Source organism: Rhizobium glycinendophyticum, from assembly GCF_006443685.1.
GTDB lineage: Bacteria > Pseudomonadota > Alphaproteobacteria > Rhizobiales > Rhizobiaceae > Allorhizobium > Allorhizobium glycinendophyticum.
The window spans coordinates 111,565-130,403 of record NZ_VFYP01000004.1 but is presented as its reverse complement, the minus strand read 5'-3'; the positions used below and the strand labels follow the sequence as shown (position 1 = coordinate 130,403).

General features: G+C 60.3%; 20 protein-coding genes and 1 pseudogene. 13 read left to right on the top strand and 8 right to left on the bottom strand.

Annotated features, from left to right (window positions below):
• Positions 1–55: 55 nt before the first annotated feature.
• Both FJQ55_RS19705 and FJQ55_RS19700 read left to right on the top strand, forming a co-directional pair.
• Entirely contained in the window at positions 56–1,228 is a 1,173-nt protein-coding gene (locus FJQ55_RS19705) for an amino acid aminotransferase (protein ID WP_140831187.1), read from the top strand.
• 4 nt (positions 1,229–1,232) lie between these two features.
• On the top strand, positions 1,233–1,862 hold the full coding sequence (locus FJQ55_RS19700; protein WP_140831185.1) for a YitT family protein: 630 nt from the start codon (positions 1,233–1,235) through the stop codon (positions 1,860–1,862).
• A gap of 8 nt (positions 1,863–1,870) precedes the next feature.
• On the opposite strand, the gene FJQ55_RS19695 is transcribed toward FJQ55_RS19700, so the two are convergent.
• The 4 genes from FJQ55_RS19695 to FJQ55_RS19680 all read right to left on the bottom strand — a co-directional run bounded on the left by FJQ55_RS19695 (position 1,871) and on the right by FJQ55_RS19680 (position 6,022).
• On the bottom strand, positions 1,871–2,845 hold the full coding sequence (locus FJQ55_RS19695; RefSeq protein WP_140831183.1) for an OmpA family protein: 975 nt from the start codon (positions 2,843–2,845) through the stop codon (positions 1,871–1,873).
• A 164-nt stretch (positions 2,846–3,009) separates the two neighbouring features.
• Positions 3,010–3,762, bottom strand: coding sequence for an ABC transporter ATP-binding protein (locus FJQ55_RS19690; RefSeq protein WP_140831181.1), 753 nt, complete (start codon positions 3,760–3,762; stop codon positions 3,010–3,012).
• On the bottom strand, positions 3,756–4,820 hold the full coding sequence (locus FJQ55_RS19685) for a FecCD family ABC transporter permease (RefSeq protein WP_140831179.1): 1,065 nt from the start codon (positions 4,818–4,820) through the stop codon (positions 3,756–3,758). The genes FJQ55_RS19690 and FJQ55_RS19685 overlap by 7 nt, the downstream gene beginning before the upstream one ends.
• A gap of 71 nt (positions 4,821–4,891) precedes the next feature.
• Positions 4,892–6,022, bottom strand: coding sequence for an ABC transporter substrate-binding protein (locus FJQ55_RS19680; RefSeq protein ID WP_140831396.1), 1,131 nt, complete (start codon positions 6,020–6,022; stop codon positions 4,892–4,894).
• A gap of 125 nt (positions 6,023–6,147) precedes the next feature.
• On the opposite strand from FJQ55_RS19680, the gene FJQ55_RS19675 reads away from it, so the two are divergent.
• The 5 genes and pseudogenes from FJQ55_RS19675 (at position 6,148) to FJQ55_RS19655 (ending at position 10,442) form a co-directional block, all read left to right on the top strand.
• Positions 6,148–6,951: a class I SAM-dependent methyltransferase gene (locus tag FJQ55_RS19675; protein ID WP_140831177.1), complete on the top strand. Its 804-nt coding sequence runs from the start codon at positions 6,148–6,150 to the stop codon at positions 6,949–6,951.
• A gap of 85 nt (positions 6,952–7,036) precedes the next feature.
• Positions 7,037–7,274, top strand: a pseudogene (locus tag FJQ55_RS19670) (AbrB/MazE/SpoVT family DNA-binding domain-containing protein).
• Positions 7,271–7,675: a type II toxin-antitoxin system VapC family toxin gene (locus tag FJQ55_RS19665; protein ID WP_140831175.1), complete on the top strand. Its 405-nt coding sequence runs from the start codon at positions 7,271–7,273 to the stop codon at positions 7,673–7,675. Before FJQ55_RS19670 ends, FJQ55_RS19665 begins: the two are co-directional and overlap by 4 nt.
• 131 nt (positions 7,676–7,806) lie before the next feature.
• Complete coding sequence (locus FJQ55_RS19660; RefSeq protein WP_140831173.1) at positions 7,807–9,339, top strand: aromatic amino acid ammonia-lyase; 1,533 nt, start codon at positions 7,807–7,809, stop codon at positions 9,337–9,339.
• 182 nt (positions 9,340–9,521) lie between these two features.
• A complete protein-coding gene (locus FJQ55_RS19655; protein WP_140831172.1) occupies positions 9,522–10,442 on the top strand; it encodes a sugar kinase in 921 nt (306 codons plus the stop codon).
• Positions 10,443–10,454: 12 nt separating this feature from the next.
• Here FJQ55_RS19655 and FJQ55_RS23455 read toward each other — a convergent pair whose 3' ends face one another.
• A complete protein-coding gene (locus FJQ55_RS23455) occupies positions 10,455–10,610 on the bottom strand; it encodes a hypothetical protein (protein ID WP_167507765.1) in 156 nt (51 codons plus the stop codon).
• Positions 10,611–10,879: 269 nt separating this feature from the next.
• Here FJQ55_RS23455 and FJQ55_RS19650 point away from each other — a divergent pair, with 269 nt between their 5' ends.
• Positions 10,880–11,995 carry a PAS domain-containing protein gene (locus tag FJQ55_RS19650; RefSeq protein WP_140831170.1) on the top strand — a complete coding sequence of 372 codons (1,116 nt, stop codon included), beginning with the start codon at positions 10,880–10,882 and terminating at the stop codon, positions 11,993–11,995.
• Positions 11,996–12,032: 37 nt separating this feature from the next.
• Here the strand turns inward: FJQ55_RS19650 and FJQ55_RS19645 are convergent, their stop codons facing one another.
• Positions 12,033–13,325, bottom strand: coding sequence for a TadE/TadG family type IV pilus assembly protein (locus FJQ55_RS19645; protein ID WP_208758234.1), 1,293 nt, complete (start codon positions 13,323–13,325; stop codon positions 12,033–12,035).
• A gap of 109 nt (positions 13,326–13,434) precedes the next feature.
• The gene (locus FJQ55_RS19640) at positions 13,435–13,824 is read right to left on the bottom strand and encodes a winged helix-turn-helix transcriptional regulator (RefSeq protein WP_425467564.1); all 390 of its coding nucleotides are present in this window, start codon (positions 13,822–13,824) and stop codon (positions 13,435–13,437) included.
• 214 nt (positions 13,825–14,038) lie between these two features.
• On the opposite strand from FJQ55_RS19640, the gene FJQ55_RS19635 reads away from it, so the two are divergent.
• The 3 genes from FJQ55_RS19635 to xth all read left to right on the top strand — a co-directional run bounded on the left by FJQ55_RS19635 (position 14,039) and on the right by xth (position 16,277).
• Positions 14,039–14,938 (top strand): NmrA family NAD(P)-binding protein, encoded by a 900-nt coding sequence (locus tag FJQ55_RS19635; protein ID WP_140831166.1) that lies wholly within the window; start codon positions 14,039–14,041, stop codon positions 14,936–14,938.
• 249 nt (positions 14,939–15,187) lie between these two features.
• Positions 15,188–15,496 (top strand): hypothetical protein, encoded by a 309-nt coding sequence (locus FJQ55_RS19630; RefSeq protein WP_140831163.1) that lies wholly within the window; start codon positions 15,188–15,190, stop codon positions 15,494–15,496.
• A gap of 13 nt (positions 15,497–15,509) precedes the next feature.
• The gene (gene xth / locus FJQ55_RS19625; RefSeq protein ID WP_140831161.1) at positions 15,510–16,277 is read left to right on the top strand and encodes an exodeoxyribonuclease III; all 768 of its coding nucleotides are present in this window, start codon (positions 15,510–15,512) and stop codon (positions 16,275–16,277) included.
• Between the two features lie 62 nt (positions 16,278–16,339).
• Here xth and FJQ55_RS19620 read toward each other — a convergent pair whose 3' ends face one another.
• Complete coding sequence (locus FJQ55_RS19620; protein ID WP_140831158.1) at positions 16,340–16,636, bottom strand: PRC-barrel domain-containing protein; 297 nt, start codon at positions 16,634–16,636, stop codon at positions 16,340–16,342.
• A 186-nt stretch (positions 16,637–16,822) separates the two neighbouring features.
• Between FJQ55_RS19620 and FJQ55_RS19615 the strand changes: the two genes are divergently transcribed.
• Together FJQ55_RS19615 and FJQ55_RS19610 are read left to right on the top strand one after the other, a co-directional pair.
• A complete protein-coding gene (locus FJQ55_RS19615) occupies positions 16,823–17,479 on the top strand; it encodes a response regulator transcription factor (protein WP_140831156.1) in 657 nt (218 codons plus the stop codon).
• Position 17,480: 1 nt separating this feature from the next.
• Positions 17,481–18,821, top strand: coding sequence for an ATP-binding protein (locus FJQ55_RS19610; RefSeq protein ID WP_140831153.1), 1,341 nt, complete (start codon positions 17,481–17,483; stop codon positions 18,819–18,821).
• Positions 18,822–18,839 lie beyond the last annotated feature (18 nt).

The window sequence follows — 18,839 nt, the reverse complement described above, 5'->3', positions numbered from 1 at the left end:
TTGCGCGCGAAACTTGCTATTGATCTAGCTTCATCACACGACACCAAGGTTCATCATGTTCGACAAGCTTGCCTCCCAGCCGAACGATCCTCTGCTCGCCCTGATTGGGCTCTACAATGCCGACAGCCGCACCGATAAGATCGACCTTGGCGTCGGCGTCTACCGGGACGATCTGGGCAATACGCCGGTTCTGCGCTCGGTGAAGGCGGCAGAAAAGCTGCTGCTGGAGACGCAGTCGAGCAAGTCCTATGTTGCGCCGGAAGGCGACCGGGTTTTCCTCGATCTGCTCTGGGAGCTGGTTGGCGGGACCCAAAGTGGGAAGTTTGCAGCCGGCGTCCAGACCCCCGGCGGCTCCGGTGCGCTTCGTCTTGCTTCCGACCTGATCGCGCGCGCAGGCACCGGGCGTTTGCATCTCGGCCTGCCAAGCTGGCCAAACCATGCCGGCATTTTCGGCGCCACCGGGCTTAACGTCGAAACTCATACCTATTTCGATGTGCCGACCCAGGATGTGCGATTCGCCAGCGTGATGAAGGCGCTCTCCGGCGCCCAGCGGGGCGATGCGGTTCTGATCCATGCCAGCTGCCACAACCCGACGGGTGCGGGATTTACCCCCGGGCAATGGGAAGAGCTCGCGGCCGTGATTTCTGAACGGCGACTGATCCCGCTAATCGATTCCGCCTATCAGGGTTTTGGCGCCGGGATCGAGGAAGATGTGGCCGGGCTGCGCTCGCTGATCACAGCCGCTCCCGAAGCCTTGGTCGCCGTCTCCTGCTCGAAATCCTTCGGCATCTACCGCGAGCGTACGGGCGCAATTTTCGCCGTGGCCGACACGCAAGCCGCAGCCGACACTGCACGCTCGAACCTGGTCACCATGGCGCGGACCAGCTATTCGATGCCGCCTGATCACGGTGCCGCAGTCGTGCGCACCGTCCTATCCTCCGACATTTTGCGCAAGGACTGGATGGACGAGCTGAATTCGATGCGCGACCGCCTGCAGGGCCTTCGCCAGCAGCTGTCGAATGCACTAGCCGACGGCTGGCAGCTCGCACCGCAGATCGCAGAACAGCAGGGCATGTTCTCGCTTCTGCCGCTGAAGGAGAGCGATGTTCTCACACTGCGCAAAGAGCACGGAATTTACATGCCGACGTCAGGGCGCATCAATATCGCCGGCCTGAAGGGCGCGGACATTGAACGCGTTGCTGCTGTCCTCAAGCCGCTTCTCGGATAAGTCCATGACCACGACGACCGCAACCATCGAGGCGACGGCCGAGCGCCATCGCCTTTACGAGGACGTGCTCGCGATGATCTCGGGCACCATGTTCGTGTCACTGGGCACGCTTGTTTACACCAAGACCATGCTGACGGTCGGATCCAGCGCCGGTCTGGCGCTCCTCTTGTCCTACACGAGCGGCTGGGGCTTTGGCCCGATCTTTTTCGTCGTTAATCTGCCCTTCTACATCCTCGCGGTCAAAAGGATGGGCTGGGCCTTCACGTTCAGAACCTTTACCGCGGTCGCGCTCGTCGCCATTCTATCGAAGCTCAATGGCCAGTGGATCGACTTTTCCCATCTTGATCCGCTCTATGCGACGGTCATCGGTGGTGGACTTATCGGCACAGGCTTGCTGATGCTCTTCCGTCACCGCACGGGGCTAGGGGGGATCAACATCCTTGCCATGTATCTCCAGGAAAAAATTGGGCTGAGGGCCGGCTACTTTCAGCTTGCTGTCGATCTAAGCATCCTCGCTGCGGCCTATTTCATTCTTCCCGCCGACCGGCTTGCCCTCTCGGTGCTGGGCGCTGCAATCGCCAACCTTATCCTCGCGATCAACCACAAGCCCGGGCGCTACATGGGCTTGAGCTGACCGTTGCGTTATTGGGCCTCGACCAGCTCGACACGGCGGTTCTTCGCCCGCCCGGCCTCGCTTGCATTGCTGGCGACGGGGGCTGCCGGACCGGCGCCAAAGGCGCGTAGCCGCGACGGTTCGATCCCCATGCTCGTGAGCGCCTGGACCACGGCCTGCGCACGACGCATGGAGAGATCAACATTATAGTCGAAGCTGCCCTTCCAATCCGTGTGGCCCGAAACGATCACCTTGATCTTGCGGTTAGCAGAAAGGAATTTGCCTATTTCGTCTAGCGTCGGCTGGGAGTCCGGCCGTATCTTTGCCTCGTCGAAATCGAAGAGGATGCCGTAAAGCGCGACGCGACCGTATGCGCTGATGTCCTTCTGCATCTGCGTCGCGTCGACGAAAACGATCTTGTCGGTGTCCATAGGTGCCGTCTCGACCACGTCGACGAGAACCTCGGGTGCCTTTTTGAAATCGCTGACATAGATGGTGGCGTATACATCGCCTTCCGGTCGGGCAAGCCTGGCGGCGGTAAACATCTGCGTGCTCGGGTTGGAATGAATGTCGCCATTGCCCAGCGGGCTCTCGTCATGCAAAGCGAAATAGAGCTCTGAGCCGCCGAGATCGGAGCAGTCCGCGCCCTTGCACTCGAACAGGATCTCGAAGCCCTTTGCCTTTATCTCGCTCTGGAAGTTGCGTGCGACCTCAAGAGGCGAGCGACCGGCGGGCCCCTCGTAACGGATGCGGATTGACTTGCCTGCGACCGAAATACTGTTCTTGTCGTTGACGCGCTTTCCCGTTTCCCGACGGTCGGCCGACCTGATCGGTTTGGTCAGGATGCGTTGCTCTTCATAATCACTGACTTTGTACAGGGTCATGACGGACCCCTCGTAGCGGCCGACCAGGGCATAGTCTTCGCCGCCGGGAATGTCTTTGGCAAGTGTCGCCGTCACGGCGAGCAGAATTGATGAAATGCAAATCAAAATACGATTCAGCATGACTTGGCTCCGTGGAGTCTAAATTGCTGCACGGAATTTATAACGCAGTTTAACTGGCTGTCCACAAAGCAAGACAAGTCGATTGGGTGCAGTGTGATGCAGCTCACGCTGGCGCGACTCGGAGGCACATCGTCGGTGCGCCGGTTCGGTTCACTTCTCTCCGATCACCCCAGGGCCGCATCGACGACCACCATGGGTCTGCCATGGGTGCAGGTTTCGACCCGCGCTTCGACGCGGTAGACATCGCGCAGTAGGGCCGGCGTGATAACTTCCAGCGTTGGGCCGTTCACAACGAGGCGGCCATCTGCGACGACCAGCACGTGCTCGCAGTAGCGCATCGCATGGTTGAGATCATGCAACGCGATCAGCACGGCAATGCCGGTCTCTCGGGCGAGGCTGTGCATGAATTGCAGCACTTCGATCTGCCGGAAGAGATCGAGCGCCGAAGTAGGCTCGTCCATCAACAGGATCTCCGGCTTGCGCACCAGAGCCTGGGCGATCGCCACCAGCTGGCGCTGGCCGCCCGAGAGTTCACCGAGGTCGCGGAAAGCGAGATCGGTGATCTTCAGGGCCTTCAGGATGCGGTCGATTTCAAGGAGTTCATTGTCGGCGACCTTCCAGCCGGAACCCTGCTTGGACGCCAGAAGCACGCTCTCATAGACGGTCAAGACCGCATTGGCGCCGGTATCCTGCGGCATGTAACAGATCGGCCGCAGACTTTCCTCGCCGCTCACATGCACGACCCCGTCGCCCTTCAAAAGGCTGGCTATCCGCTTGAACAGCGTGGATTTTCCCGCTGCATTGGGGCCGATCACGGCAGTGAGTGCACCGCCGGAAATGTCGGAGGTCGTGATATCGGAAAAGATGCGATGGCGTCCATACTGGGCGCCGACGGCCTCTAACCTGAGGGCTACCATGCGCGCCTCCTGTTGGTGAAGATAAGCGAGAAGAAGAAGGGAACACCGACCAAGGCCGTGATCACACCGATCGGCAAAATGGCACCAGGGATCAGCATCTTTGAAACCACTGAGGTAACCGACAAGAGGAGTGCGCCGCAGATCACCGAGCCCGGAAGGAAGAACCGTTGGTCCTCGCCGACAAGCATTCGGGCGATATGCGGGCCGACCAGACCGACAAAACCGATCGTGCCGACGAAGGACACCGGAATGGCTGCGAGCAGGCTGACCAGCATCATGGTTTCGAGCCGCAGGCCCTTCACGTTGACGCCGAACGAGGCGGCCTTGTCATCGCCGAGCCGAAGCGCCGTTAATGCCCAGGCGCGGCGGGCGAAGAGGGGAACGCAGACGACGAGCACACCGAAGGTTACCGCGACCTTGGCCCATGTAGCCTTGGTGAGCGAGCCCATGGTCCAGAAGACGACCGCCGCAAGCGCCTGTTCGGAGGCCAGATATTCCAGCAGCGACAAAAGCGCGTTGAAGGTGAAGACGAGCGCAATACCAAGCAGCACGATCGTCTCCACCGTGACGCCCCGCAGTGTCGAGACGCTGTAGATGAACAACGAGGCGAGCATGGCCATCAGGAAGGCATTGGCCGGCACCATGTATTGCACAGCGGCCGGAAAGACCGCGACGCCGGCCACAAGGCCGAGCGCTGCGCCGAAACCGGCGGCCGCCGAAATGCCAAGTGTGAAGGGGCTTGCCAGCGGATTGGCGAGAATTGTCTGCATCTGCGCGCCCGCAAGCGACAGACAAGCGCCGACGGTCACCGCCATCAGGGCGATCGGCATGCGGATGTCCCAGATAACGACCCGCAGCTGGTTGCCAGCCCCGGCCGGGTTCCAGATGGTCGAGATGACGTCGGAGAGGCTGTAGCGAGCAGGTCCGTAGGCCATGTCGACCGCGATCGACACAAGAAGACAGAGGCTAAGCCCGATCAGGATCGCTAGGCGCCTCGCGGTCAGGCTGCGGTAGATATCCCCTGAAGCGGGAAGGGCCGTTTCGATTGTCGAGGCCATGGTTTCGGTCCTGCAAAAAATTGTCTTGCCGAGGCAATGGGCCGACGGTCAGCCGCCGGCCCGGAGAAATTTCAGGATCCGGTCTTCAGCGAGGCGAAGTAGCCCGGCTTGTAGTCGACCGGCAGGAAGCGCGTATGCAGTTCCTGGAACGTCCGGTCGGCGTCGAGATCCTTGAACAGGTCAGGATGCAGCCACTTGGCGATCTGCTGGACGGCAACGAACTGGTAGGGGCTGTTGTAGAACTGGTGCCAGATCGCGTGCACATTGCCATCCTTGACGGCCTTGATGTCGGTGAAGGCGGGACGTGTCATCAGGTCGGCAAGTTTGCGGGTTGCTTCGGTCTGGTCGGCACCCGGGCCGACACCGACCCACTTGCCGCCCGGAACGTAGAGTTCCCAGTTCGAGCCTGTCACGATGACCTGATCCGGATTGGAGGCGATGATCTGTTCCGGATTGACGTTTCCGAATGTGCCGGGAATGAAGTCCTTGGCCATATTGATGCCGCCGGCGAGTTCGACCATTTTGCCAAAATTCTCGTTGCCGAAGGACATGCAGCAATCGTCGGAATAGCCGCCGGCGCGCTCCATGAAGACCACAGGCTTCTTGAGGTCGGCCTGCTTGGCGAGAACATCCGTGACGCGGGCGATCTGTTCGTCATGGAATTTCACGAACTCCTCGGCGCGCTCTTCCTTGCCGAACAGCTTGCCGATGATGCGCATGGAATCGTCGGTGTGCTCCATCGGCTTTTCGCGGAAGTCGATATAGACGAGCGGAATGCCGACGGCGGCCAGCTTCTCGATATAGCCGCTTTCTTCCGTGGCGGATTTTGCTTCCGTGTTCATGATGATCACGTCGGGCTTCAGTGCCACGGCCTGTTCGATGTCGAAGGTGCCGTCCTTCATGCCGCCGAAGGTCGGGATCTTTTCCATCTCCGGGAACTTTTGGAGGTAGATGTTGTAGCCGTCCAGATCGGCCTTCTTGAAGTCGTCACGCCAGCCGACGACACGGCCGAAGGGCTTATCGGTATCAAGCGCTGCTGTGAAATAAATCTGCCGGCCCTCGCCTAGAATGACGCGCTCTACCGGCACTGTCACCTCGACTTCACGGCCGGTAATATCCTTGATCTTCACGGTCTCGCCAGCGATTGCCACGCTAGAAAAAAGGGCGAGCGAAATCGCGGCGGCGGAGGCCACCTTCTCCATCTTGAACACAGTCACGTCTCCTGTTTGCGATTGTGTCGTGATCTATGTTTTTATGACTTTCGCAGTCAAGAAATTTCTTTTAGAAGTGTTCCAACAACTATGGCCCAACTGAAAGACACCATACTATGCAAGGACTTAGCTCTGTCTCCAACCATGATTTGCGCGACGAGATCAAGGCCTACTGGTCTGCGCGTGCCGAGACCTTTGATACCCAGCCTGGTCATGAGATCTTTTCGGAAGAAGAGCGTGCCGCCTGGCATACGCTCTTCCGGAAACATCTGGGCGATGGGCAGGGCAAAGCGGCGCTCGACCTTGCCTGCGGCACGGCGGTCGTCTCGCATCTGCTGGACGATCTCGGCTTCCTTGTCACCGGGCTCGACTGGTCGGAGCCGATGCTGGAACGGGCCCGGGCGAAGGCTGCCAAACGCGGGAGAAAGATCCGTTTCCTGATGGGGGATGCCGAGCGAACCATGGAGCCGGATGCGTCCTATGACGTGATCACCAACCGCCACCTGGTTTGGACCCTGGTCGATCCGCTCGCCTGTTTCCGCGAATGGCACCGTGTCCTGAAGCCCGGTGGCAAAGTCCTCATCGTTGATGGCGACTTCGTCAACACCTCCCTGGTCACGCAGCTTCTGAAGCGCCTGACACGGCTGGCCGCGAAGCTCGGTCTCGCGAAAGATGCCCTTCATGGTGCGCCGAATGCAGACATGGCGGAGACGCACAACCGGATCCTCCAGGCAGTCTATTTCTCCAAGGGCGCCCGTGCAGACGTGGTTGCATCTCTGCTGAGAGAGGCGGGGTTCACCAAGGTGACGATCGACGCCAACATGTCGGCCATTCATCGCACGCAACGGAAGAATTTTTCGCTGCTGAAGGGCCTCGAGCGCGCGACCCAGCATCGGTATGCCATTTGCGCGGAGAAGTGACCTATGGTGAAGAGCATATGCGTTGTCTTGCGGAATCCCCCATGAAGTAATACCTTGTTGCCATCTAGTATTACCGATGGCGGCCATGGCAAGCACAGTCACATCCAAGGGGGCAGGTTACGATCCCGAAGTCCGTCCGGGACCTCCTTGGTATCGTCCCCGGCAGTGAAGTCGAATTCCGCCGCGGGACGGACGGCAGCGTGGTCCTGACGCGAGCTGATGCACAGCCCACGAAGAGCCTCTTCGAACGCTTGCGGGGTCATGCGGGCAAAGGTCTTTCCACTGACGAGATCATGGCGCTCACTCGAGGCGATGAGGCGTGATTCTTGTCGATACCAATGTTCTTCTCGACGTTGTGACCGATGACCCGGTTTGGGCCCATTGGTCGGTTGCGCAGCTTGAAAACACTGCCATTGATCGTCCCGTTCTTATCAACGATGTCGTCTATGCTGAACTTGCAGCCCGTTACGCCCGGATAGAACAGCTTGACGCTTTCGTTGCCGAGGCTGAGCTTACCCATGTCCGCATGCCGAAGTCCGCGCTGTTTCTAGCCGCCAAGGTGTTCGCGCAATACCGCAGTGCTGGCGGTCAGCGCGGCAGCGTACTTCCGGATTTCTGTATTGGCGCGCCTGCCGCCGTCGAAGGTCTTTCCCTTCTCACCCGGGATGTCGGGCGCTATCGAAGCTATTTCCCTAACTTGCATGTGATTGCGCCCGACCCCTAGTTGACCTGGTGTCTCTCCGTCGCAGGTAGACCTGGAACCTGCGATTTCTGCCGTCTGCGCGACGCAAGGTCCCTGTAGCATAATGCGGCAAAGCCCTTCCTGTCGCGCTACCCCTTCCTGCTGGAGATCCTGTGACAACCGTCCTTCTCGATGCGAAGCCTCTCGATTTTGCCGCTCTCGATGCCATAGGCAGCGGTGCCGTAGCCGTTGCCATGAGCCCGGAAGGAATGGCCCGCGTCCGCGAAGGTCGGCGCGGTCTCGAGGCGGCCATTACCCGGGGTGAAACCATATACGGTGCCAATACCGGCGTCGGCGCGATGAAGGATACCGACTGGAGCGACGACGAACTGGGGCAGTTCAATCTCGGCCTCGTCCACGCCCACCATTTCGGTACTGGCGCGCCATTCCCGATCCCGACCGTTCGCAAGGCCATCGCCATCCGCATCAATACAGCGCTGACAGGCTATTCCGGCTGTTCGCCGCAACTGGTTGAGGCTTTTGCGGCGTTGCTGGCACGGGATGTCATCCCGGTCGTGCGCCGCACCGGCTCGATCGGTTGCGCCGATATCGGCTTGATGGGCCAGATCGGCTCGGTGTTGACCGGCGTCGGCGAGGTCTATTACCGGGGGCTGCGCCGCAAGACGGCTGACGTATTTGCCGAACTCGGTATGGTGCCGATCAAGCTTGCGCCCCGCGACGCACTTGCGTCCCTGTCCGTCAATGGTGTCGGTTACGCGGCAAGCGCCGTTGCGGTGCGCGATGCCGCCCGGGTGCTGCGCGTGCTGATGGCGACCGCACTGATGTCGTCCGCAACACTCGGGGCGGCCCGCGCGCCTTGGCGTTCCGCCGTCACCGTGGGCTGCACGACGCAGTCCAAGATAGGCCGCTGGCTGACCGAAACATCGGCAGACTGGCAGTGGAACGACGCTTCGCATGTGCAGGATCCGCTGAGCCTGCGCATGTTGCCGCAGATCTTCGGCGTCGCCGTCGCTGAAATCTCGCGCATCGGAGCCGTTATCCTGAAGGCGACCGGCCGGAGTGATGACAATCCCGTCGTGGTGGAGGGCGAGGTGCTGACCTCAGGCGGGTCACTGCCACTTGAAGTCGCCATCGCCATGCAGGCAGGCCAACTGGTAATCGCTCATGTCGCGCGCAATGTGTTCAACCGCTGTGTCCTGCTCGCAAATGGCGGACGGCGCGACCTGCCAGTCAATCTCGTGCCCGGCGGCGCCGTTGCAACCGGTTTCGGGCCAGCGCTGAAGCTGGTCGGCGATCTCTACATGCGCGTAACCTCAATGACCGCTGCACTGTCTCCCCAGTCGCTGGTCGTTGCAGGCGGTATCGAAGATGAGGCGGCCTTCTTGCCGCTGATCGTGGAACGCTTCGAACGACAGGTGGAGGCTCTAAAGCGCATGGCAGCGCTCGAGGCGATGTTTGCAGCGCAAGGCAATGATATTCTCGGCGACCGCCCGGAGGGCATAGCCCGCATGCTGCAGGAGGTCACGCGAGCTCATTCCGCCTTCTATCGCTCCGATCGGCCGCTCTCGTCGGAAGTGGAGGCGCTGGAAGAGGATCTTGCCGCGCAGGGGACCCTGGCGCGGATTGTCGCCGAAGCGCCCCTTGAAGGGTTCGACAGCTTCTTTGCTCTTTCGCCCATCGCTTGAAAACCGCAACTTTGCGACGCGCAGGCCAGAGGTCAACGGGAGCGGCTCATCAATCAATCTCTGCTCTTGGGTCGTTTCAAACTGCTCCTCTCTCCGTCATCTCGTTTGACGCGGGCGATTTCCAGTCGACGGCCCGGTAGCTGCGCAGTATGCACGGGACAGACTAGAATGAGGAGGAAGACATGGGACGGATCGTCGCAATTGGCGAATGCATGGGCGAGCTCTCGGAGACGGGGACCCCGGGGCTGCTTTCCATGGGTTTTGCCGGCGATACGCTCAACACGGCCTGGTACCTGAGGGGGATGCTCGGGAGTGACTGGCAGATCGACTATCTGACGGCCGTCGGTACCGATACGCTTTCACAGCGCCTCGTCGATTTCCTTGCCACCGAACGAATTGGCACGCAGCACATCCGGCGTCTCGCTGAAAAGACGATCGGTCTCTACCATATCAGCCTCAGGGACGGTGAACGAAGCTTTACCTACTGGCGCAACGACAGTGCCGCGCGGCGGCTCGCCAGCGATCCCGCCGCAGTCGCTGCAGCATTGCAGGATGCTGATGTTGCCTATTGGTCGGGCATCACTCTTGCAATCCTTCCCGCCGGAGATCGCGTGGCCCTTCTGGAAATCCTGTCGCAGTTTGCCGGGCGGGGCGGACAGGTGGTGTTCGACCCAAATCTGCGCCCGCGGCTCTGGGATAATGCCGACAGCATGCGTGGCTGGATCCATCGGGCCGCTGCTTTGAGCAGCCTTTGCCTTCCCTCTTTCGACGATGAGGCTGCGCATTTCGGCGATGCCAGTCCCGCCGATACCGTAGCGCGCTATCGCGATCAGGGCACGTCGCGGGTGGTGGTGAAAAACGGGCCTGGTGACGTTACAATTGCAGACGCCATGGGGCGCCTGGACACAGTTTCTGTGCCGTCCGCCCAGATAGTCGTCGATACGACAGCTGCAGGCGACAGCTTCAACGCGGGTTATCTTGCCGCCGAACTTGTCGGCGCCTCTATGGCGGACGCGGCAGCAGCGGGCGCAGCGCTCGCTCGAAAGGTCATTGGTGCCCGCGGCGCCCTCGTTCGTCAGGCGCTCGAGTTGCAAGGCGAATGAGTGCCTTGAAGGTCAACTGCCAAAGAGGGTGAAATAGCCCCAGGTCGCGACGAAGGCGACAGCGATGCCGGCAAAGATCAGAGCTTTGCGGCGGGCAGGAGACAGCGTCTTCTTCGGCTTCGGCGCCTTGGGCTCCGGCGGGCGCTCGAACTTGATGACGTTCGACATGAAAATCTCTTTTTGATCGGTATTGCGTCGGCGGCTTGCGCCACCGTCGCAGTCCTGCCATGCCGTTCGTTCTGCGGCAAGTGTCTGATCGCACCACGAGCGGTCCGCACCGGCCATAGGCGGACCCTCAGTGGAAAGGGAGCGCCGGCCTTGGATCTCATGCCGTCCCAACCGGGTGGCAAGGGACTTGCCGTCACAATTGGGCCGCGCTAGCGTTTTACCCGAAAATCCTGCAGATATCCTTAGTCCTCAGGACAGGGAAGTGAACCATGAATGCCAGTCCGCTCGAAGTGCTGTCCGAAATCGCATCCGAATCCGTCATCGAGAGACAAATCGATGGCTCCGATCGTGGAGATGAGGGCGGTCAGTCGCGGGAAGCGGTAGTAATTCAGTACCTGAAGCTTGCGGAAGATCGCGGAACTGTGGGCTTCTGGTCCTGTGACAGCACGGGTGTCACCTGCTGTCCAAGTGCTGGGTTGTTGAGGCTCCTGGGCCTGGAGGCTGGAGCGCATTTCCGTATCGCGGAGATTGCCGATTTCGCGCATCCCGAAGACCGGGCCCAGGCGGAAAACATATGGCTGATGATCCGAAGTGGAGTTCCCGTCGAGCGCCGCTTTCGCATCGTGCGCGCCGACCGAACAGTGCGCTGGATAGACTTCCGGTCGGAGGTCGTGCTCGATGATGCGCAGCAGCCTTCCCGATCGATCGGCATTGTGATCGATGTCACCGCCCAACACGAAAGCCGCGAGACGATTGAGGATACGCTCGGACGTTATCGTGCATTGGTCAACTCTCTGGCGACCATGGAATGGCGTGCGACGGCAGATGGCAGTCCCATCTATTCCCACGGCTGGACGGCGCTGACTGGACAACTGGAGGTCCATGTCGCGCGAGGCAATTGGATCGATGCCGTTCATCCGGATGACCGTCAGCGGGTCGCGACCGCTTGGAACCAGTCGGTGCGCACGCTCACCCCTTACATGGTCAATCATCGTTTGCGGTGCGTCACCGGAGAATACCAGTGGTTCCACGCCCGTGCCGTCCCGATCATCAAGAAGGGCGGACGCTCGCATGAATGGCTCGGGATCATCATGTTGCATGACGACCTCAACACGCGGGGCGGCCGGGACACCGATGATGGCTATGATCTGACACCGATGCAGATCAGGGCCGGCCGCGCCATGCTGCAATGGACCCTGGGCGACTTGTCCGACCTCTCGGGGATCTCCGTCTCGTCGATCCGCCGTATCGAGGCCGAGGGCGAACGCGCGACACGGCCCGCTTCGATGAGCGCGATCCGCAAAGCCTTCGAGGATCACGGTCTGTGCTTCAGCGGGGGAAATGCTGTGAGCTTTCGGCGCGCGGACCCGTCAGGCAATTCCTGAAGCATGTTCGGCAACGTGATCAGAATATCCAACAACTTCAGCCTGACAGGCGCGGTGTGTTGACAATCTTCAGGAACATGGCGGACATCGCTTCCGAAATGCCCTGACTCGGACTGACCTCGAAATAAAGACCGGGGGAGGCGCAGGCTGCCATCCGCGTCGGGATTTCGCTCTGGAAGGGCTTGATCCAGTTGTTGTACCAGTCGTTGGTTGGAAGCGGCAGGTATGTTGTATAGAGCACCGCGATCCGATAGCCCTTCGCCTTCAGTGCCGTGCATTGCGTGACATCGATCGGCTCCTGGCATCGCCCGCCGTTGAGTTTCTTGGTGCAGGTGGTCGGCTTGTAGGCGTCGCCCACACCGTCGGAGACGAAGAAGACCACTTTCTCCGGATTTGATGCCGAGGAGCCTGTGCCTGCCGTGCCCATCAGTTTGCCGACATTGGACAGCGCCCGATCGAAATCCGTCTGCTGGTCGTTGTCATATCCCTGGTAGGGGATCGACATCAGGCCGATCTTGGCGGCCTTCGTTTTGACGGAATCGAGGTCGCTGGTCAGCGACGATACCTCAAGTAGCTTGGTATCTTCGGCCTTCTCGCCGAATGTATAGACGGCCATCCGATATTGATTGGAGCTCCTGCGGCTCGACTTCGCGGTGTCCATCAAGGCCGAAGTTGCCGAGGCGACAACGTCGATGCGGATGGTGACCCCCAGCTTCTTGGCGAGGTTGTAATAGCTGTTCTTGTCTTCAACGCCGTCCTTGACGATATGACAAGCGAACGCGCATTTGTCGCTGGTGTTCGCGACCATCTTGCTGACATCGGCTGACGTCGCACCTACGCCCATCGAGGGTGTGTTGTCGAGCAGCAGATAGAAATCGCGAAACGTTTCGGTTTGGAATATTGCCTCGGCAACGCCAGACACCGTCATCTTGCTCTTGCCGAGAATGCGCGACAACGTGGTCGGCACTTCCGCCTTGTAGGAGAAGACGGCCTTCAGCTGGCTGCCTGCCTTGACCACATCGACATCCGCGCTGAGCAACGTGTAATCCGTGGAATTTCCTGCCTGCCCGAGGAAGACCTTTTTGGCATCGGCCATGGCGGCCGCGACCTGACCGTCGCTTGTCATCAACATGGCCTGGGAGACGCCGATCGAGTTTTGTGCGACGGCTGCAAGGGCTGCTGCGTCAGCCGAGGCTTGCAGCGAGTTGCGTGCAAGCAGCGCGTCGCTGACGTCGAGCGCGAAACCGGCAACGCCGATCAGCGGTACCATCAAAAGAGCGGTCATCATGCCAAAATTGCCGCGCCGGTCCTGTAAGAAATCACGGATCATAATTGCCTCCTAGTGGGACGCATATAATCCAGTTTTCATATAAGAACGGTTCATGGGAATGGTTTACAAGATGCTTGCAATACCGACCCGTGGGCCATCCGAGGTGGTGCTAACGCAACTTCCGGGCAGGTGGGTTTTCGCCATCATAGACCAGTCGGGACTGCTGGATACGGCCGTGATGCTCAAGGGACCAGAGGACGAGAGCGGCAACCGGTCCCAAAAGCGACTGCCCCAGCTCGGTCAGGCTGTACTCGACGCTGGGTGGCTGGGTCGGGAAGACCTCCCGATGCACGAGCCCGTCCCGCTGCAGGCTGCGCAAGGTGCTGGTCAACATGGCCTGCGATATATCCGGAATGGCGCGGCGCAGTTCGCCGAAGCGGTGACGCCGCACGCCGAGCACCTGCAGGATCAAAGATGCCCATTTGTCGCCGATATGCGACAGCACGTCCCGCACGGGGCAGTTGCTCGGATCGAACGGACCGTCCTTCGGTTGCGCCATCAGTGTTTTGACCGCCTCGATCGCCAGGTCGAAATCCGGGTTCAGTCTCACATGCGCCGTCATTGGTATTCTCCGTCCGACCTGGTTCTAAAAAACTGCCTACTTTACGGCAATTTCTCGATCTGCAATCTAACCTAACTCTGAAAAACAGACCAGCACTGTTTTCAAGGTTGTCCTATTCTCGAAGTGCGATCCTCGCAAAGGTAAATAGCCCATGACTGCAAAATATCTCGTGACCGGCGCCTCCGGTAAGCTCGGTCAAAGCGTTCTTCGCCACCTGACGGAGACCTATCAAGTGGCGCCCGGCGACATCATCGCTGGCAGCCGCAAACCGGAAACCCTGTCGGAATGGGTAGCCAAGGGCATCCAGACCCGGGTTGTTGATTTCGACGACGCCGCTTCGATGGAGAAGGCGTTTGCCGAAGCCGGGCGGGTCCTGATCATCAGCACCGACGCGCTCGACCGCCCGGGTCACCGCCTCATCCAGCACAAGGCTGCGATCGCGGCAGCCGAAAAGGCAGGTGTCCAGCATCTCCTCTACACATCGATGCCGGAGCCAGCCAATTCTCCACTGCTCTTTGCGCCTGACCACGAGGGAACGGAAGCGGCGATCAAGGCCAGCACCATTCCCGCTTGGACGATCCTGCGCAACAACTGGTACTTCGAAAACGTCTTCCTCTCGGCATCGTCTGCATTGGCATCCGGCCACTGGTATTCGGCTGCCGCTGGCGGTGGGATTGCCCATATCCTGCGCGACGACATCGGTCGCGCTGTTGCCGCAGCCCTGGTCGCGCCGACCGAGGGCAAAACGGTCTATACGCTGACGGGCACGAAGGCGTACAGCCATGCCGACATTGCTGCTCTGATCGGTGCCGCTGCCGGCAAGAAGATCTCCGTCGTTGAAGTGCCGCTCGAAGGCTTGGTCCAGGGCATGGTTGGTGCCGGACTGCCGGAACCGCTCGCACGGGTCTTTGCATCGGTTGACACGATGATCGGGGTCGGTGGACTTGCGAAGGTCACAGCCGATTACAAGACCTTGACCGGACTGGAGCCGCAGGGCTTCGAAGCCTGGGTCGACAGCCAGGCGGCAGCGTTCAACGCTTTGGTGAAGTAAGGGTTCGCGAGACGTCCCAGGCTACCAGACCTCCACGTCCGCCACGTGGTTGCCGTCACTTGGGAGTATCCGAGCAAGCCACCTGGGCGCCCCCGCCCGGGTGGCCCTCTTGCGAGGCCTCGATGTCAATCCCTGCCCGAGGCAGGCGGAGAAGTAAGCATGGCCATCCAAAACCATCGCGCATCGCAATCCGAACCTGGAGCGTCCTGATGCGTTTGCCTCCTGTCATCAAATCAACAGGAGCATGCCATGGCCGACGACAGCACCACCACCATCCGAGCCCGATTTGAAACCCGGGCGGCTGCAGACCGTGCGGTCGAGCATCTTGTGCAGCAGTACCGGGTCGCACGCCCCGATATCTTCGTCCAGTCTACGACGTCCAAAAATACCGCAGGCACCGCACCCTCAGGCGGTGATGTCGACCACGAGGATGGCGACCGTCACGACGCGCCGCTCGAAGGTCAGATCGAGGTCTCGGTGGATATTGCGGCGGCGCAACTCGACACCGTGCAACGCAGTCTGAGCGAAACCGGTGCCGTGGAGGTTTCGCGCGGTTGACGAGCATTGTTCGGTGAAGGTCGCAACATACAATGTGAACGGCATAAATGGCCGGCTGGAGCTTCTTCTTCGATGGCTTTCAGAGGCACGCCCCGACGTCGTCTGCCTTCAGGAGTTGAAGGCGCCGGACGCCAAGTTTCCCCACCGCGCCCTGGAGCGAGCGGGATACGGGGCGGTATGGCATGGCCAGACCTCCTGGAACGGCGTGGCTATTCTTGCGCGTGACCGAGAGCCGATTGAAACCCGCCGCGGGCTGCCTGGAGACGCGCACGACCAGCAGAGCCGCTATATCGAAGCGGCCATCGACGGGATCATCTTTGGCTGTCTTTACCTTCCCAATGGCAATCCTGCTCCCGGGCCGAAGTTTAATTACAAGCTTCGTTGGTTCAAGCGGCTGCAGGACTATGCAGCCGGGCTTCTGGATCTTGAGCTGAAGACGGCGCTGATCGGTGATTTCAACGTCATGCCAACGGACCTGGACGTCTACAATCCGGAGCGGTGGGCCGATGACGCCCTGTTCCGTCCGGAGGTTCGCAGGGCCTACGCCAATCTTGTGGATCAAGGCTGGACAGACGCCTTGCGACACCTTTATCCGCAGCAGCGGCTCTATACGTTCTGGAAATACCTTCGAAACGCCTATGCCCGCGATGCAGGTCTGCGCATCGACCATTTTCTGTTGAGTCCACAGCTCACCCCTGACCTGAAGCGGGCAGGGATAGATCGCTTCGTGAGAGAATGGCCGCACACGAGCGACCACGCGCCCGTCTGGATCGATATCTAAGTCAGAGATCTAAAAAGAAACCCGACACGTTGGCCGGGTTTCGATGAGGGGTTGGTGATCAGTTAGTGCCGGTGTTCAGGCATGTTTTTCAACTGGTCCTTGGTCCAGGATGTGACCGCATGGACGTCACCATCCTCGTCACGCATGAAATCGAGGTCGGTCAGCGGGACTGCCACAGGCTTGGCACCGATCCCGAGAAAGCCGCCGACATCCACGATTGCCTGGCTGCTGGCACCGATGCCGTGAACGTGGTCAACCTTCCCGACCTTGTGGTCGTCGGCACCATAGACGGTGGCGCCCTGAAGGACGGAAGGGGTCAGTTCGGTCGGGGCGAGGCGGACATGCTTGCTGTGATCCATTGTCGTTCCTCCATGTTTTGTAGGAGCATGGTGAACGCATGCGACACGCAGCGGTTCCGATCTCGCATGCGAAGGGTTGACAAACCCTGATGCGAGCTCGACGTTTCGACGGAGAACTGCGGTTGACCTTTTGATGCTGACGATTACGAACTACCCTGTGATCTGAAAGGCTTCACAGGCGGACCCATGCGCGTGCTTTTGGTTGAAGACGATGAGGTGTTAGGCGACGCGGTCAGGACCTATGTGCGCCGGCAGGGCCACGCCGTTGACTGGTCAATGACCCGGGAAGCAAGCGAGGCCAGTCTCGCCGCGGCTCCTTATGATCTGGTGCTGCTCGACCTGCGGCTGCCGGACGGAAATGGCATCGACATTCTCAAGCAGATGCGCAGTCGGCGGGATGCAACCCCTGTGATCATCATGACAGCCCATGACCAGGTGTCCGACCGAATCGCCGGGCTGAATGCCGGGGCGGATGACTATCTGGTGAAACCGGTCGATCTCGGCGAGTTGCAGGCGCGCATCCAGGCCGTCTCGCGCCGTTATGGCGCCCAACCTTTGCCGGAAGTAACGATCGGCGCACTCAAGGTTTTCGTTGCTGAGCGCCGCCTGGTGGCGGCTGACGGCACCGATGTAAGTCTCTCCTCGCGCGAATGGGCAGTCCTTGATCGGCTGATCGCGCGTCGTCATGCCATCGTTTCTAAGGGCCAGATCGAGGAAGCCCTCTATGAATTCGGTGCGGAAGTGGAGAGCAATACGGTCGAAGTCTATGTCAGCCGCTTGCGTCGCAAGCTCGGCAAAGACGCCATCGAGACGGTACGTGGGCTCGGTTACAGGATTGTATGATATGGCAAGGAAACCGGCCAGCCTGTCGCGCAGATTGATCGCCTCATTGTCGGGACTGTTGTTCGTCTTCTGGACAATTGCAGTGCTGCTCGGCATCTCCGTGATGCGCGATGAGTTTGACGAGGTCTTTGACAGTGCTCTTCAGGAAACCACGGAGCGCCTGGTGCCGCTCGTGGTCGATGATCTTTTTCGGCGTGAGGCGCGGGAGGAGCCTTACCGGATCGCGGATCCGAAACCCGGATTGCACGACGAATATCTGACCTATCAGGTACGTGACGCAACGGGTCGTGTCCTACTCCACTCCAATAACGTTAGTCCAGAGCCTTACGGGGCACCGCTGGTCTCCGGTTTCACAGATGACGGGGACCGACGCATCTTTACTGTCGAGACGGTGAGCGGCAGCCTCTTCGTGCAAATGGCGGATTCGCTCGCCCATCGTCGCGAGGCAACGCTTGAAAGCGCGCTTGCCCTGTTGTTGCCGATCATGGTCCTCTTGCCGCTCGGCATGCTTGCCACCTGGTGGCTCGTTTCTCGAGCGACCGCTCCCGTGGCTCGACTCGGCGACGCGATCGCCGAACGGGATGGCACCAACATGACGCCGATCTTGATGGAGGATCTGCCGGCGGAACTTGCCGCGATCCCGGGCTCGATCAACACGCTGCTCGAACGCCTGACCGCCTCGCTTCAGGCGGAGCGGGATCTTGCGGCCAACAGCGCGCATGAACTGCGCACACCTCTTGCCGGAGCATTGGCGCAAACCGAGATCCTGGTCACCGATCTTGCCGACAGTCCCGCACGCGCAAGGGCGCTCCAGGTGCAGTCGGCGTTACGGCGCCTCTCGGCCATGCTGGAAAAGCTCCTGCAGCTCGCCCGCGCCGAGGCCGGTATTGGCAGCGCCGCGGAACCAACGGAGCTTCTGCCGTTATTCGACCTCGTGCTGGACGACTTTATCCGGGCTCATCCCGGGGTCACGATTGAAGTCGGCAAAGACCTGCCTGATGTGCCGGTCCCATTGCAAATCGATCCGGATGCCTTTGGCATTGCCTTCAAGAACCTCCTCGAAAATGCGTCGAAATATGGTGTTGAGGACAGACCCGTTGAGGTCCACCTATCACAGGGCCGGCGCATCCGCGTGAGCAATGTCATGCCGGGGTCGGGCGGGGAGGATGTTGACCAGTATCGGCAGCGTTTTCGCCGTGGGCGCTCGACCCTGCCGGGATCGGGTCTGGGCCTTGCCATCGTCGATCGCCTCATGGCGCAGATGAACGGCCGCCTCACGCTGCGCTCCCTTGCCTCTGTCGAGGGGGAAACCGTCTTTGAAGCCACGCTGGAGTTTGACTGAAGTCTATGCGGACCAGGG